Source organism: Streptomyces sp. H39-C1 (genome assembly GCF_027158125.1).
GTDB classification, from domain to species: Bacteria; Actinomycetota; Actinomycetes; order Streptomycetales; family Streptomycetaceae; genus Actinacidiphila; species Actinacidiphila fildesensis.
On record NZ_JAPVLS010000020.1, the window covers coordinates 34,540 to 48,664 of the forward strand.

The following is a 14,125-nucleotide window of genomic DNA, read 5'->3' on the forward strand; positions in this document are numbered from 1 at the left end:
CCCGGGGGGCGGGTCTCGTCAGTCGACGAGCCGTTTCTCCAGGAGGGTTACCGCGTACCTGCTGCCCTTGCCACCGTCCTTGAGGGGTTGTTCGCCGGTCACGGTGTAGCCCGCGGACTCGTAGTACGCGCGCAGGCGGGGGTTGGTCGAGACGCAGTCCAGGCGGCTCAGGGTGCGGCCGGTTCGGGTGATGCGGTGTTCAGCGTGGGTGAGCATCGCGCGGCCGAGGTTCGGCGGGGCGGTGGCGCGGTCGGTCATCAGGCGGTGGATGTAGCCCGCGACCGGGGGCTGCGGGCCCCAGGCGGGCTCGTCGTCCCACCACAGTTCCCAGCCGCCGACCGGGGCGGCGGCGCCGGTGTCGGCGAGCCAGACCTCGCCCTCCTTCATACGGAGCAGGAAGTGGTCCTCGCTCTTCTGGCCGGGCTTCCACTGGTCGATGCCGTGCCGCTGCATCCAGCGGGCGGCGCCGTCGTACAGGGCGACGAGGGCGGGTACGTCGTCCTCGGTGGCCTGCCGGAAGATCACACCATCTCGTTGAAGATCGCTCATGGCCGTCATTCTCACCCGGAGCCCCCGGCCCGGAACCGGCCACCCCCGAGGGGACGTCCAGGGGATCATGAACGCCATATCCGTCACGATCCGTGACGCCGATCCCGGTGACCTGGACAGTATCGCCGACGTGCACCGCAGGGCCCGCGCCAGGTACTACGAGGGGCACCTCCCCGAGGAGGCGTACAACGGCCCCGACGAACTGCGCCGCTGCCGGGAAGGCACCGAGCGCGCGATCGGGTCGGCCGACCGCAAGGTGCTCTCTGTGCTGCGCGAGGACCGGGTGGTCGCCTTCGCGGTGCTCGGCTTCCGGCCCGGCGAGGAGAAGCTCTTCCAGTTCCACGTCGACCCGGAGCTCTGGCGGGCGGGCCTCGGCAGCGCCCTGCACCGGGCGTGCGTCACGGCCTGGCAGGACGCCGCCGTGACCGCCGCCCGGCTGGAGGTCTTCGGGCCCAACCGGCGGGCCCAGGCGTTCTACGCCCGCCAGGGCTGGGCCGAGGACAGCCACGTGGACGACCACGTCACGATGTCCCTGGCCGTCCCCAGCCGCTGAGTCGCTACCCCAGCGCGTCCAGGGTCCTGCCGGTCGTCAGCCGGCCCGTCAGCTTGGCGTTCGCGCCGCGTTCCGCGCGGACGGCGAGCAGCGGGCCGTCCGCGCTCGCGCGGACGCCGCCGGTGGCCGAGACCTTGGTGACCTCGCGGCTGCCGGCCGCGAGCAGGAACCAGTGGCCGGCCGGGGACTTCCACATGACGCCGGCCAGCACGTGCTGGCCGAACCGGCTGCACGCGTTGGTGTCCTCGGCCTGCGCGGCCACCGCCGCGAGAGCGGTCGGCGACGAGCCGGGGGGCTGGAACTGCACCATCGCCTGCCCGGCGCCGCGCCAGGTGTCCGTCCGCGTGCACACCCACGACGCGGGTGCGCCGCCCTCGGGCAACCGCTGCTCGGCGAACTCCCAGTTGTTGACGGCCCGTACGCCCTGGCCGCGCAGCGCCCCGAGCCGGCACGCGCTGTGCGCCCAGTTCAGCAGGGCCTGCGAGCCGGTGGCCTCGCGCGGCTGCCGGGCCGGGGCGGACGTGCCGCCCGGCGGCGGGGTGTACGTGAGATGGACCGGGGTCAGATCGCCCAGGTCGGTCAGCAGGAACGAGTGCTGTTCGACGACCTTCGCCGAGGAGCGGAACTGCAGCACCGGCCACGCCGTCCCGCACTGGCCCGCAGGGGCGCCCGCGCCCGGACTGCGGACGGGGTCGGTGACGCCATCGGCCGCGACGTGCAGCGGTTGTCCGGCACGGTTGGGCTGGAGCAGGTCGCGGGTCTGCGCGTCGTCGACCCAGGGGGCGGTCAGGAAGCGGGTGTTGCCGTCGACGCGGCCGACGACGACGGCCGCACCGGTGGTGACGTCCGCGTCGTCCACCCGCGCGAAGTCCAGCGCGGCGAAGCCCTTGCCGTCCTGCGGCTCCGCGTACCGGACGATCCGCATCCCGTCGTAGAGCACGACCACGGCCGCCTCGCCCACATCGCCCGCGTACAGCAGCTGCGGAGGCTGGGCGGGCAGGCCGCGCGAGGTCCCGGGGGTCGCCGAGACCTGGACGCGCTCCCCGGGCCGCGACCACACGGCGAGGGCGCGGCGCAGCAGGTCGGTGTCGTCCTTCCGGCCGCCCCGGGCCGGCCAGGCGGTGAAGTCCATCCGTGCCGTGTGCTCCCACAGCGCGGTGTCGGCCCGTACCAGCGCCGACGACTCCAGCGGGCTCGCGGATCCGGCGGGCGTCCCGGCGGCGTACGAACCGGGGTCGCCGTCGTCGGAGCCGGCCAGCGGCAGCAGCACCGCCGCGACCACCACGGCCGCGACCGCGAGGCCCGCGGCCCGCATGTGCTGCCGGCGGCGCAGCAGATCGGTCGGCCGCGCCTGCACCGTGCACGGGTCGAACTCGCCCCCGCCGAGCAGCGCCCGGACCGGCTCGCCGCCCTCACCGGCGGCCGCGGCCGCCTCGGCGACAGCGGTGCGGGGATCCGCGACGCCCGCCGCGGCCAGCACCTGCCGCACCTCGCGTTCGGCCAGCCCCTCCAGGGCGCTCAGCGCGAACGCGGCACGGGCGGGACTGCCGAGCGCGGAGAGCGAACGGTCCAGGGCGAGTTCGTCCGTACCGCCCGCCTTGGGGTGCAGCCGCAGCCCCCACACATGCGGCAACGGCAGCCAGCCGCGCGCCTCGTGGGCCCGCTTCCGCCACCCGTCCTCCGCGCCGTGCGCCACCGCCCCGCGCAGCACCTCCTGGCGCACCAGCGCGTACGCCGGATCGGGCGGGCCACCGCGCGGGCCGCCCGCGTCCGCGGCGACCGGGTCGGGCGCGCGCCGCCCGCGCGGCAGCGCCCGCTGCACGAGGGTGTGCGCGGCCAGCACCCTGCGGTGCCGGCCGAGAGCGGCCGGCAGCGTCAGATACGCCAGCCGCACCAGGTGCGGATAGTTCTCGACGATCGAGGCCTCGGCCTCCTCGACCTCGACCTCCACGGGTCCGGCCGCTGTCGCTTCCGATGTGTCCACACGCCGTCAAACGAGTGAATGGTGCGATGGTCACTCAATGCGCCGCGCGCCGCGTCCCCCACAGCGCGACGTCCGATTCCCGCCGGATCCCGGCCGCGTCCGGAGCGATCGTCGACCCATGACCATCACCCACGGGACCACGGCCTTCCGCACCTTCGCCATCGACCCGGCCCTGCTCACCCGCCTGCGGGACACCGACGACGCGGGCCGGGCGCCCGAGCTGAGCACCGACGAGGAGGGCGGCGCCCCGCTGCGCTGCTGCCTGCGGCACGCGGCGCCCGGCGACCGGATCGCGCTGCTCTCGTACGCCCCGCTGCGCCACTGGGCGGCGGAGACCGGCGCGAACCCGGGCCCGTACGTGGAACTGGGGCCGGTGTTCGTGCACGCCGACGCCGACGGCTGCCCCGGCCCGCCGTCCGACGCCGACTACCCGCCGGCGATGCACGGCACCCAGCGGGTCTTCCGCGCCTACAGCGCCGACGGCCGCATCCTGGGCGGGCGCCTCGTCCGGATCGGCCACGACGAGGCGGCGGCGGGCGCCGCGGACGCGGAGCTGGCCGCGATGTTCACCGACCCGGAGGTCGCCCTGGTGCACGTCCGCGCAGTGGAATTCGGCTGCTTCCTGTTCGCGGTGCGCCGCGCGGGGTGAATCCCCGGAGGTGTAAAGGTGCGGGCGTGTGCCAGGCGTCGTGGGCCAGGCGGGACTTTCGCAATACGCCCTAGTGGCCCGCGGTGAGCTTGACGAGTACGACGGCCGCGCCGATCGCCGTGTCCAGCGTGCCGGCGACCAGCGCGGCCACCATGCCGCCGCCCATCCGGACACCGGCGAGGAAGCCCCAGGCGAAGAGCCCGACGACATCGACCGTTGCGGCGGCGACCAGGGCGGTGTGCAGGGCCATCGCCCCGGTCGCGGACACGCCGATCAGGATCAGCGGGCCGGCGGCGCTGAGCAGCAACGGGCTGCTGACGTAGAGCAGTCGGCGGAACTCCGGCCAGGTGGTGGAGCGGTGGTGGACGGCCCGGTGCCCCTGGTCGTCCGCGACGAGGGTGGCCAGCCACAGGCCGAGCGAGGTGGCGGCGACGGACACGGCCGCGTCGCCCGCCGCCAGGTCGTCGACCATGGTGAGGCCGACGACGACGGCGATCATGGTGATCGTCGCGTAGATCCGTTCCTTGAGCCGTTCCGCCATGGTCTCGGTGACGTCCTCGGCAGGGACTCCGGGGGAGGTGTCTCGTGCATCCGGTCAGTCGAGCACGGCGGCGGCCGCCCGCGGGGCGGCGCCGCGCAAGGAACTCAGGACGGGTCCGGCCCAGGAACGGCCGGGCCCAGGAACGGTCCGGCTCAGGAACGGTCCGGCTCAGGAACGGTCCAGGTAGGCCAGCACGGCCAGCACCCGGCGGTTGTCGTCGTCGGACAGCGGCAGGTCGAGCTTGGCGAAGATGTTGGACGTGTGCTTGGCGACGGCCCGTTCGGTCACCACCAGCCGCTCCGCGATCGCGACATTGGACCGGCCCTCGGCCATCAGACCCATCACTTCGCTCTCGCGCGGCGTCAGCTGTCCCAACGGCTCATTGCGTACATTGCGGGCCAGCAGCTGCGAGATCACCTGCGGATCCATCGCCGTACCGCCGCCGGCCACCCGCCGCACCGCGTCGATGAACTGGTCCGCGTCGAACACCCGGTCCTTCAGCAGATAGCCGACCCCGCCGCTGCCGTCGGCCAGCAACTCCCGGGCGTACAGCTGCTCCACATGCTGGGAGAGCACGAGCACCGGAAGGCCGGGGATCTCGCGCCGGGCGTACAGCGCCGCCTGCAGTCCCTCGTCGGTGAACGACGGCGGCAGCCGCACATCCACCACCGCTACGTCCGGCCGCAACTCCACCAGGGCGCGCTGCAGTTCCGGCCCGTTGTCGACCGCGGCGGCGATCTCGAAATCGTACGCCTCCAGCAGCCGGACCAGTCCGTCGCGCAGCAGGAAGAGGTCTTCGGCGAGGACGACGCGCACGGCAACTCCAGGGTGGCGGGGGGCGGGACGGTGCTGGGCCCCGCCGCGCTGTCGGCGGGGCCCTCCCGGCGCAGCCAGCGCTGATGGGATACGGCCACCGTAGCGGCCACCTCTGACAACCGGTCCGAGCGGGCGGATCCCACCCCGCCCCTTCACACCCGTCACACCACCTCGCACCCGTCCCGTACGCGACAGTGAATCTTCATCCAGCTCTTCATCCCGCCTCACACGGCTGTCACACCGCTACTCCACAGTGAGGGGCATGTCCGTCCCGCCACCGTCCGCCTCCGACCAGAGTCCGGTGTCCGCGGCGAACGAGGCGATCCGCCGCTTCGTCCGGGAGCGTTCCAACGTGGCCTGGACCCGGGCCGAGCTGGCGGAACTCGACCGGCTCCGCCGCGCCTGGCGCCGAGCCGGATGCGGCGACCGGACCGGCGACCGGACCGGAGACCGGACCGGAGACCGCAGCGGCCCCTGACCCGATACGGGGTCGGAGGCCACTCGCGACGTGAGGTCAACGGTCCGGCGCTAGCGCACCTGGTTCGCCGCCGGGGCGGCCGGCGCGCACGGGAGTTCCATCGTCACCATGGTCGGGCCGCCCACCGGGCTGTTCACGGCCAGGACCCCGTCGAACGCGCCGAGCCGGCGTTCGATGCCCTGCAGACCGGTGCCGCGGGAGACATCGGCGCCGCCGCTGCCGTCGTCGGTGACCGAGACCCGGAGCATGCCGTCCTCGTGCCGCAGATCGATCCAGATGCGCTCGGCGCCCGAGTGCTTGGCGGCGTTGGTGAGGAGCTCGGAGACGGTGAAGTAGGCGGCCGACTCCACCGGCGCCTCGAAGCGGCCGGCCAGGTCGACGTTGACGTCGGTCGGGATCGGGCCGCGCAGCGCCAGCGCCCTGACGGCGTCGCCGAGTCCGCGCTCCGCGAGGACCGGCGGGTGGATGCCGCGCACCAGGTCACGCAGTTCGGTGAGGGCGTCGGCGGAGGACTGGCGGGCCTCGGAGAGGATCTTCCGGGCCTTCTCCGGGTTCTGCTCGAGGAGGTGCTCGACGATGCCGAGGTTCATGCCCATGGCGACGAGCCGGGCCTGGGCGCCGTCGTGCAGGTCCCGTTCGATGCGCCGGAGCTCGGCGGCGGAGCTGTCGACCGCGTCGGAGCGGGTCTCCGCCAGCCGGGCCACCCGCCGCTTGAGCGCCTCCTCCTGTGCCGCCGGGGTGGGGGCGAGGAAGGCCCGGGTGAGCAGGGCGTGGCGGTGCAGCAGCGTCGGGGAGAAGCGCAGACCGAGCAGGATCCAGACGGTGCCGAGCAGGGCGGCGAGGACGGCCGTCGTCTGGTCGGAGACCGGGATGAACGCGTACCAGTACGTCCCGCCCGCCGTCACGATCGGCCGCCACACGGAGGCGGCGAGCACCCAGCCGAAGGCGCCCTCCAGGAACAGCCCGGCCGTGAGGTACGCGAGGATCGCGCCCGCCGTCATGTCGACCAGCAGCCACTGCAGGTCACGCCAGGTGGCGGGGTCGGTCAGCACCCACTCCAGCCGCCGCCAGCTGCCGGCGATCCCCGGCCGGAACTCCGGTGCGGGGCGGTACGGGCGGGCGATCTCGACACCCGACCAGCGCAGCGCCAGCTCCCGGCGGTGGTCGGCCCGGTCGCGCACCCTGGCGATCATCCACGGGGTGGTGAAGATGCCGACGCCGAGGCTGATGAAGGCGATCGACAGCACGGCGAACACGAAGAGGACGATCGACTCGACGAGGCCCAGTACTGCCAGGGCGAGCCCCCTGATACCTGCGAGTCCCGCGTTGCGGATGTTCATGGCCGCCCTCCCCGTTCGGTCCACCGTCTGCGTCGCCATCTTGGCACCACCCAGTCTGCCGACGGCGTCCGCGCAGGTCACTGGCGGTGGCCCCCCAGGGGGGTGTACCTGGCGCCACCATCGCGACCGGGGGTCTGGACGGCTGGGGCCGGCAGCGCCGAATTCCTACCTTCAAGGGGTCGGAAAAATCTACTGAATCCTTGGGGGAGCGACGAGATGAAGGACAATCTCGCGGCACGGCTCGGTGCGTGGAGCGCCGGTCACCGCAAGACGGCGATCATCGGCTGGCTGCTGTTCGTGGTGGTGGCCTCGGTCATCGGCGGCATGGTCGGTACGACGCAGATGAAGTCGTACGAGAACGGCGCCGGCGATTCGGCCGCCGCCGACCGGATCCTGGCGGAGCACGGCCTGGAGCACCCAGCCGGGGAGATGGTCCTGGTCCGCTCCGAGGGCCCGGGACAGTGGAAGGCGGCGGCGAAAGCGGTCGCCGAAGGGGTCGGCGCCACCGGCGAGGTCGGGACCGTGCAGGCGGCGCTGCCGTCCCAGGACGGCCGTTCCGCGCTGATCCGCTTCGAGATGAAGGGCAAGCAGGAGGACGCGGGCGACCGCGTGCAGCCGGTGCTCGACGCCGTGCAGAAGGTCCGCGACGGCCATCAGGACGTCCTGATCGACGAGTTCGGGGACGCCAGCGCCGGCAAGTGGCTCGGCGACGTCATCACCAAGGACTTCGCGAAGGCCGAGTGGACGGCCGTACCGCTCGCGCTCGGCATCCTGCTGGTCGCCTTCGGCGCCCTGGTCGCCGCGCTGCTGCCGGTCGGGCTCGCGGTCACCGCGTTCATCGGGGCCGGCGGCCTGCTGGCGCTCGGCAGCCACAAGCTGCACATCTTCGAATCCACCAGCTCCGTGATGCTGCTGATGGGCCTGGCCGTCGGCGTCGACTACTGCCTGTTCTACCTGCGCCGCGAGCGGGACGAGCGGGCCACGGGACACGACGCCGAGACCGCGCTGCGGATCGCCGCGGCCACCAGCGGCCGGGCGGTACTGGTCTCCGGGCTGACGGTCATGGTCGCGATGGCGGGCATGTTCCTGTCCGGCCTGCTGCTCTTCAAGGGCTTCGCGATGGCGACGATCCTCGTCGTGTTCACCGCGATGCTCGGCTCGGTGACGGTACTGCCCGCCCTGCTGTCACTGCTCGGCGACCGGGTCGAGCGGGGCCGGCTGCCGCGCTTCGGCCGCGCGTCCCGGGCCCGCCGTGCCCACAGGAGCCGGCATCCCGCGGGCCGTATCTCCGGCGCCGTGCTGCGGCCCGTCATCGCCCGGCCCAAGATCTTCGCGGTGCTGGGCGCCGGAGTGCTGCTGGCGCTGGCCGTCCCCGCGCTGGGGATGCACACCGAGTCGCTGGGCATGGACAAGCAACTGCCGGCCGACGCCCCGCTGCGCACCGCCTTCGAGCAGATCACCACGGACTTCCCCGGCGGTCCCGCACCGGCCAGGATCGTCGTGCAGGCCCCGGACATCGAGGCGCCCGGCGTCAAGGCCGCGATCGCCGGCTTCACGGCGAAGGCCGCCGCGTCGGACGAGTTCGGCAAGGGCGTCACCACCGCGGTCCACGCGGAGCAGGACATCGCGGTGATCGAGGTGCCGCTCGCGGGGAACGGCAGCGACGCCGTCTCCGAGCACGCCCTGGCCACCCTGCGCGACGACCTGGTGCCGCACACCCTGGGCCCGGTCGCCGAGCACGCCTACGTCACGGGTGATCTGGCCGGTTCCGTCGACTTCAACGGCCAGCTGAAGAGCGGCATCGTCCCGGTCTTCGTCTTCATCATGGGCGTGACGTTCCTGCTGATGCTGTTCAGCTTCCGCTCGGTGACGGTGGCGGTCACCTCCATCCTCCTCAACCTGCTGTCGGTGGGCGCCGCGTTCGGTGTCATGACCGCGGTCTTCCAGCACGGCTGGGGCGCGTCCCTGGTCGGCACGGAATCGGTGGGCGCGATCGAGGGCTGGATGCCGCTGTTCGTCCTGGTGGTCCTGTTCGGCCTGTCGATGGACTACCACGTGTTCGTCGTGTCCCGGATCCGCGAGGCCCGCGACCGGGGGATGAGCACCACCGAGGCGGTCCGCGACGGGGTGCGCTCCACGGCGGGCGCGGTCACCAGCGCCGCCGCGATCATGGTCGCGATCTTCGCGGTCTTCGCCACGCTGTCGATGCAGGACATGAAGCAGATGGGCGTCGGCCTGGCCGTGGCGGTGTTCCTGGACGCCACCGTGGTGCGGGTGCTGTTGCTCCCGTCGGTGATGGTCCTGCTCGGCGAGCGCAACTGGTACCTGCCGCGGTGGCTGGGCCGGCTGCCGAAGATGTCCCATGGCGAGGAGGCCGTCCCGGCCCCGCCCGCCCGGGACGCGTACGCCGCGGGCGCGCCCACCGGCGTCCGCTGAGCACCACCGGCGACAGCACAACGGCTGAGGGGCCCGTCGACTCGACGGGCCCCTCAGCCGTTGTCATGCAGCGGTGAAAGCTCAGACCTGGCCGGCCTTCTCCAGCGCGGTGCAGCAGGTCTCGACGATGAGGCGGGTCACGACGTACGGGTCGACGTTCGCGTTCGGACGCCGGTCCTCGATGTAGCCCTTCTGCTCGACCTCGACCTGCCACGGGATGCGGACCGAGGCGCCGCGGTCGGAGACGCCGTAGCTGTACTCGTTCCACGGGGCGGTCTCGTGCAGACCGGTCAGGCGCTCGTCGATGCCGGCGCCGTAGTTCTTGACGTGGTCGAGCGGCTTGCTGCCCTCACCGAGGGACTCGCAGGCGGTGATGATCGCCTCGTAGCCCTCGCGCATGGCCTTGGTGGAGAAGTTGGTGTGCGCGCCCGCGCCGTTCCAGTCGCCCTTGACCGGCTTCGGGTCGAGGGTGGCGGAGACGTTGAAGTCCTCGGCGGTGCGGTACAGCAGCCAGCGCGCGATCCACAGCTGGTCGGAGACCTCCAGCGGCGAGACCGGGCCGACCTGGAACTCCCACTGGCCGGGCATGACCTCGGCGTTGATGCCGGAGATCGCCAGGCCCGCGGTGAGACAGTTCTCCAGGTGCTTCTCGACGATGTCCCGGCCGAAGATCTCGTCGGAGCCGACACCGCAGTAGTAGCCGCCCTGCGCGGCGGGGAAGCCGGCGACGGGGAAGCCGAGCGGCCGGGCGCCGTCGAAGAAGGTGTACTCCTGCTCGATGCCGAAGATCGGCTCCTGGCCGGCGAACTGCTCGGCGATCGGAGTGAGCGGCGCACGGGTGTTGCTCTCGTGCGGCGTCATGTCGGTGTTGAGCACCTCGCACATGACGAGGACGTCGGCGCCGCCGCGGATCGGGTCCGGGCAGGAGAACACCGGCTTGAGCACGCGGTCCGATGCGTGACCCACGGCCTGGTTGGTGCTGGAACCGTCGAAGCCCCAGGTCGGGAGCTCGGCGCCGTCGGCCAGGATCCTCGTCTTGGAGCGAAGCTTGGCGGTCGGCGAGGTGCCGTCGATCCAGATGTACTCAGCCTTGTAGGTCACGGGGCGCCATCCTTTAACAAGCCACTGTCTTCGCGGGTGCAGTAGTGCACTGAAACGAGGGGTGTCGGCCGAGCGCCGTTGATCGAGCCGGTGGCAGCATGGCAAGAACGTTTTTCCCGGCTGTGTCCCTTGTGTTAACCCCGTGTGAACGCACCCTTGTGACCTGCGCCCAGACCGAGCAGCAGTGCTGCCAGATGCCCGGCGTCGGTGAACGTACGCCCCTCCCGCACCAGGGGTCGCACGACGAGCCCCAGGACGCCGGCCGCCGCCACCGCCCGTGCGGCGCGGTGCGGGAGCGAGGCGGCGGCGGCCCCGAGCACCGCGTTCAGGCCGTAGCTGGCTCCGACGTCCACCGCCGACCGCGTCTCCTTCGAGGCGTCCGTGGCGCGGAGGCCGCCGTATACCAACAGGCTCGCCCCGAGGTGGCCGAACGCGAACACCGCGGCCGTCCGGCGCGATCCCCAGACGGTCTCGGCCCCGCCGAGAATGCCCAACAGTATTGCCCCGTGCGCCGGATCGAGGGGCTCTTCCACGAGAAACGCGCTGGTCAGAAGGGTGTGCCAGCGACCGGCCCGCAGGTTGTCGACATTGGTGGAGTGCGCGCGCAGCACCGCCTGGCGGTCCGCCTCCGGCAACGGGCGCAGCGCGTACGCCCCGGACTGCACGGCGGCCACATAGGCCGAGGACGCCCAGGGCGCCCTGCGGGCGAGGGCGAGCGGCCGGGCGCCGGGGCGGCCTCCAGAGGTTCCGAGGCGGCGTCCGGGGAGATCAAAGGTGGGCATCGGTCCATCATCACTGAGTACGCTGCCGACATGCCGCACATAGCCGTGGACTACTCCGCCACCCTCACCGACACCTTCGACCGCCAGGGCTTCGCACAGGCCCTGCACCCGCTGGTCGCCAAGATCGCGGACGCGCAGGTGTCCGGCTGCAAGACCCGCTTCCGCCCGCTGGACGAGATCGTCATCTCGGACGGCGGGACCGCCGAGGCGATGATCCACATCCAGGTCGCGCTGCTGGACGGCCGCACCCCCGAGACGAAGCTGGAGCTGAGCACCGCGGTGCTCGCCCTCGCCCGCGAGCACACCGCCGCGACGCCCGGCCTGACCGTCCACAGCTCCGTCGAGATCCGTGACCTCGACCGCGCCAGCTACCAGCGGCACTCCTCATGACGTTCCGCGTCGGCCTGCTCGGCACCGGCCCCTGGGCGGAGATCGCCCACGCGCCCGCCCTGAGCGGCCACCCCGGGGTCGAGTTCAACGGCGTATGGGGCCGCAGGCCCGAGGCCGCGGCTGACCTGGCGGCGCGCTTCGACACCCGCGCCTATGACGACGTGGACGCCCTGATCGCGGACGTGGACGCCGTCGCGATCGCGCTGCCCCCGGACGTCCAGGCCCCGCTGGCCGCCCGCGCCGCCGCGGCCGGCCGCCATCTGCTGCTCGACAAGCCGCTCGCGGCGACCGTCGGTGAAGCACGCGCGGTCGTCGAGGCCGCCGAGGCGTCCGGCGTCGCGTCCGTCGTCTTCTTCACCGTCCGCTTCGACCGGACGACGGGGGAGTGGGTCGACGAGCAGGCCGCCGCGGGCGGCTGGTTCACCGGCCGCGCCGACTGGCTCGGCTCGGTCTTCGCCGGCGGCGACAGCCCGTTCGCGGCCTCCCCGTGGCGCCGCGAGAAGGGCGCGCTGTGGGACGTCGGACCGCATGCCCTGTCCGTGCTCCTGCCGGTGTTCGGCGACGTCACCGATGTCGCGGCCGTCAGCGGCAGCGGCGACACCGTCCATCTGGCGCTGCGCCACGCGGGCGGGGCGGCCAGCACCGCCACCCTCAGCCTGACCGCACCGGAACCGGCCGCCGGAGTCACCGTCGAACTGCGCGGTGAGCGCGGTGTGCTCACGCTCCCCGAACTCGGCGAGGGAGCGGTGGAGGCGCTGCACCACGCCATCGACGCCCTGATCACCGCCGCCCGCACCGGACAACCGCACCCCTGCGACGCGCGCTTCGCGCTGCGCCTCACCGAGTCGCTCGCCGCGGTGGAGGAAGCCCTCGCCAAGCGCTGACGGACCGGAAGCCGGGCGGGTCGGAGCAACCCGCCCGGCACCGACCTTCGGCCTACGCCCTAGCCGTCCGCCGCCCGCGTGTCTATCGTCGAAGACATGGCTGCGGACTGGTGGTCGATCGAGATCCTCAACGCCAGGACCTCCGCCGCACAGTGGCGCGATGCCCATGCGGAGTCGCTCATTGAATCGGCGGTCACCAACGGCGCGTTGAGCTGGGAGTGGCATGCCCACTCCTGGGGCGTCGTGCTCGAGGTCCGTTTCCGCGAGGAATGGCAGTGGGAGGCCTGGCGCCAACTGCCCGGCACGCTGGCCGCGCTCGACGCCGCGCCCGACCCGGTCAACGGCCTCCTGGTGCACCGCGGACACGGTGGTGCGTCCGGCGACCGCTCGCCGCGCCGGCCCCGCATCACCCCGAGCGCCGGAGCCGTCGTACTGCCGGAACCCGAGGCCGCCGACCTCGCCCCGGAGCCGCTGTACAACGCCGCCCAGCCCGCCGGCGGACTCTTCGTGGCGGCGTCCCGGTCCTAGGTTCTGCCGGCCGCGGCTAGGGCGTGTTTCGAAAGGAGCGCCGTTCGCCCGGAGGGCGTGGCCCACGGCGTCTGGTGCGTGCGCTCGCAAGGCGGAGGGTCGTCCTTGTACTGGACGTACGTGGACGAGCCCGACAACGCCGCGAGGGCGCGTGCCAGGCGTCGTGGGCCAGGCGGGACTTTCGCAACACGGCCTAGTGCTTCTTCAGGCCGTCCCAGCCCCACTGCGGCACCGGACCCGGGTTGCCCGGCTCGACGCCCGGCTGTGAGACCGACCGCGCGATCCGCGTCCCCCACTCGATGTACTCGGCGAAGCGCTGCTGCAGCAGCTCGTCGTCGGGCAGTTCCTTCGCGGCCGTGGCGATCATCAACTCGGCCCAACGGGCGCGCTGTTCCTCCGTGATGGACAGCCCCAGGTGGTTGCGGATCAGACCGGGGTGGCCGCCCAGCTCGGCGGTGTAGCCGGCCGGGCCGCCGAAGACCTCGGACATCCACACCGCGACATGCTCGACGTGCGTCGGGGTGAAGTGCGCGAAGACCGGGGCGAGCAGCGGATCGGCGCGTACCACCACGTAGAAGGACTCGGTCAGCCTGCGCAGGCCGTCGATACCGCCCAGCGCCTCGTAGAAACTGCCGCGCTCCGCGCCCTCGCCGCCGGTCGCGGCCGGCTGGGCGCTCATGCCCGGTCCCCGGAGATCACGGAGGTGCGCTCGTAGTGCTTCATCTCCTCGATGTCGCCGATGTACGGGCGGATCGCGGCCAGGAACGGCGGGAACTGCGGCCCACCGCGAAAGCCCTGCTCATGGGCCTCCACCGAGGTCCATTCGATACGGAGGATGTAGCGGTCGGGCTCCTCGACGCCGTGCGAGAGCTCGTAGCCCAGACACTGCGGCGCGAGGTCCAGCTGCTCGGCGGCGGTCGCGTAGGCCTTCTCGAATTCGGGACGGCGGCCCGGGTCGGTGATGCGGTAGCGGATGTATTCGACGGTCATCGTGCATCCTTCTTCGCTCAGGATCGGGGATCCCGCGACGGGATCTCGGCGGGATCTTCGGCCAGGATCACCCGCCGGGCCCCGGAAACCACGGTCTTTCGCGG

16 protein-coding genes are annotated in these 14,125 nt (G+C 72.6%); 7 read left to right on the forward strand and 9 right to left on the reverse strand.

Annotated features, from left to right (window positions below):
* Window positions 1–18 precede the first annotated feature (18 nt).
* Window positions 19–549, reverse strand: a complete 531-nt coding sequence (locus O3W51_RS15730) for a GNAT family N-acetyltransferase (RefSeq protein WP_187144843.1) — start codon at window positions 547–549, stop codon at window positions 19–21.
* Window positions 550–616: 67 nt separating this feature from the next.
* Here O3W51_RS15730 and O3W51_RS15735 point away from each other — a divergent pair, with 67 nt between their 5' ends.
* Complete coding sequence (locus O3W51_RS15735; protein WP_269286254.1) at window positions 617–1,102, forward strand: GNAT family N-acetyltransferase; 486 nt, start codon at window positions 617–619, stop codon at window positions 1,100–1,102.
* Between the two features lie 4 nt (window positions 1,103–1,106).
* Here O3W51_RS15735 and O3W51_RS15740 read toward each other — a convergent pair whose 3' ends face one another.
* Window positions 1,107–3,086, reverse strand: coding sequence for a hypothetical protein (locus O3W51_RS15740; protein WP_164294740.1), 1,980 nt, complete (start codon window positions 3,084–3,086; stop codon window positions 1,107–1,109).
* A 118-nt stretch (window positions 3,087–3,204) separates the two neighbouring features.
* On the opposite strand from O3W51_RS15740, the gene O3W51_RS15745 reads away from it, so the two are divergent.
* Entirely contained in the window at window positions 3,205–3,735 is a 531-nt protein-coding gene (locus O3W51_RS15745) for a DUF1203 domain-containing protein (RefSeq protein WP_269286257.1), read from the forward strand.
* 70 nt (window positions 3,736–3,805) lie between these two features.
* Here O3W51_RS15745 and O3W51_RS15750 read toward each other — a convergent pair whose 3' ends face one another.
* Both O3W51_RS15750 and O3W51_RS15755 read right to left on the reverse strand, forming a co-directional pair.
* On the reverse strand, window positions 3,806–4,276 hold the full coding sequence (locus O3W51_RS15750) for a hypothetical protein (protein WP_269286259.1): 471 nt from the start codon (window positions 4,274–4,276) through the stop codon (window positions 3,806–3,808).
* A gap of 168 nt (window positions 4,277–4,444) precedes the next feature.
* Complete coding sequence (locus O3W51_RS15755; protein WP_138353747.1) at window positions 4,445–5,092, reverse strand: LuxR C-terminal-related transcriptional regulator; 648 nt, start codon at window positions 5,090–5,092, stop codon at window positions 4,445–4,447.
* Window positions 5,093–5,354: 262 nt separating this feature from the next.
* On the opposite strand from O3W51_RS15755, the gene O3W51_RS15760 reads away from it, so the two are divergent.
* On the forward strand, window positions 5,355–5,570 hold the full coding sequence (locus tag O3W51_RS15760) for a hypothetical protein (RefSeq protein WP_138353746.1): 216 nt from the start codon (window positions 5,355–5,357) through the stop codon (window positions 5,568–5,570).
* 50 nt (window positions 5,571–5,620) lie between these two features.
* Here the strand turns inward: O3W51_RS15760 and O3W51_RS15765 are convergent, their stop codons facing one another.
* Window positions 5,621–6,910, reverse strand: a complete 1,290-nt coding sequence (locus O3W51_RS15765; protein ID WP_138353745.1) for a sensor histidine kinase — start codon at window positions 6,908–6,910, stop codon at window positions 5,621–5,623.
* Between the two features lie 216 nt (window positions 6,911–7,126).
* On the opposite strand from O3W51_RS15765, the gene O3W51_RS15770 reads away from it, so the two are divergent.
* Window positions 7,127–9,346 carry an MMPL family transporter gene (locus O3W51_RS15770; protein WP_138353744.1) on the forward strand — a complete coding sequence of 740 codons (2,220 nt, stop codon included), beginning with the start codon at window positions 7,127–7,129 and terminating at the stop codon, window positions 9,344–9,346.
* 81 nt (window positions 9,347–9,427) lie between these two features.
* On the opposite strand, the gene glnII is transcribed toward O3W51_RS15770, so the two are convergent.
* Both glnII and O3W51_RS15780 read right to left on the reverse strand, forming a co-directional pair.
* On the reverse strand, window positions 9,428–10,447 hold the full coding sequence (gene glnII / locus O3W51_RS15775; RefSeq protein WP_269286264.1) for a glutamine synthetase: 1,020 nt from the start codon (window positions 10,445–10,447) through the stop codon (window positions 9,428–9,430).
* A 134-nt stretch (window positions 10,448–10,581) separates the two neighbouring features.
* Window positions 10,582–11,229 (reverse strand): rhomboid-like protein, encoded by a 648-nt coding sequence (locus O3W51_RS15780; RefSeq protein ID WP_269286266.1) that lies wholly within the window; start codon window positions 11,227–11,229, stop codon window positions 10,582–10,584.
* 30 nt (window positions 11,230–11,259) lie between these two features.
* On the opposite strand from O3W51_RS15780, the gene O3W51_RS15785 reads away from it, so the two are divergent.
* The 3 genes from O3W51_RS15785 to O3W51_RS15795 all read left to right on the forward strand — a co-directional run bounded on the left by O3W51_RS15785 (window position 11,260) and on the right by O3W51_RS15795 (window position 13,031).
* Complete coding sequence (locus O3W51_RS15785) at window positions 11,260–11,619, forward strand: 5-carboxymethyl-2-hydroxymuconate Delta-isomerase (RefSeq protein ID WP_138353741.1); 360 nt, start codon at window positions 11,260–11,262, stop codon at window positions 11,617–11,619.
* Window positions 11,616–12,503 carry a Gfo/Idh/MocA family protein gene (locus O3W51_RS15790; protein WP_269286269.1) on the forward strand — a complete coding sequence of 296 codons (888 nt, stop codon included), beginning with the start codon at window positions 11,616–11,618 and terminating at the stop codon, window positions 12,501–12,503. The genes O3W51_RS15785 and O3W51_RS15790 overlap by 4 nt, the downstream gene beginning before the upstream one ends.
* 96 nt (window positions 12,504–12,599) lie before the next feature.
* Entirely contained in the window at window positions 12,600–13,031 is a 432-nt protein-coding gene (locus O3W51_RS15795) for a hypothetical protein (RefSeq protein ID WP_187144841.1), read from the forward strand.
* Between the two features lie 193 nt (window positions 13,032–13,224).
* On the opposite strand, the gene O3W51_RS15800 is transcribed toward O3W51_RS15795, so the two are convergent.
* Window positions 13,225–13,710: a group II truncated hemoglobin gene (locus tag O3W51_RS15800; protein WP_138353739.1), complete on the reverse strand. Its 486-nt coding sequence runs from the start codon at window positions 13,708–13,710 to the stop codon at window positions 13,225–13,227.
* A complete protein-coding gene (locus O3W51_RS15805; protein WP_138353738.1) occupies window positions 13,707–14,021 on the reverse strand; it encodes an antibiotic biosynthesis monooxygenase family protein in 315 nt (104 codons plus the stop codon). The genes O3W51_RS15800 and O3W51_RS15805 overlap by 4 nt, the downstream gene beginning before the upstream one ends.
* Between the last annotated feature and the right edge of the window lie 104 nt (window positions 14,022–14,125).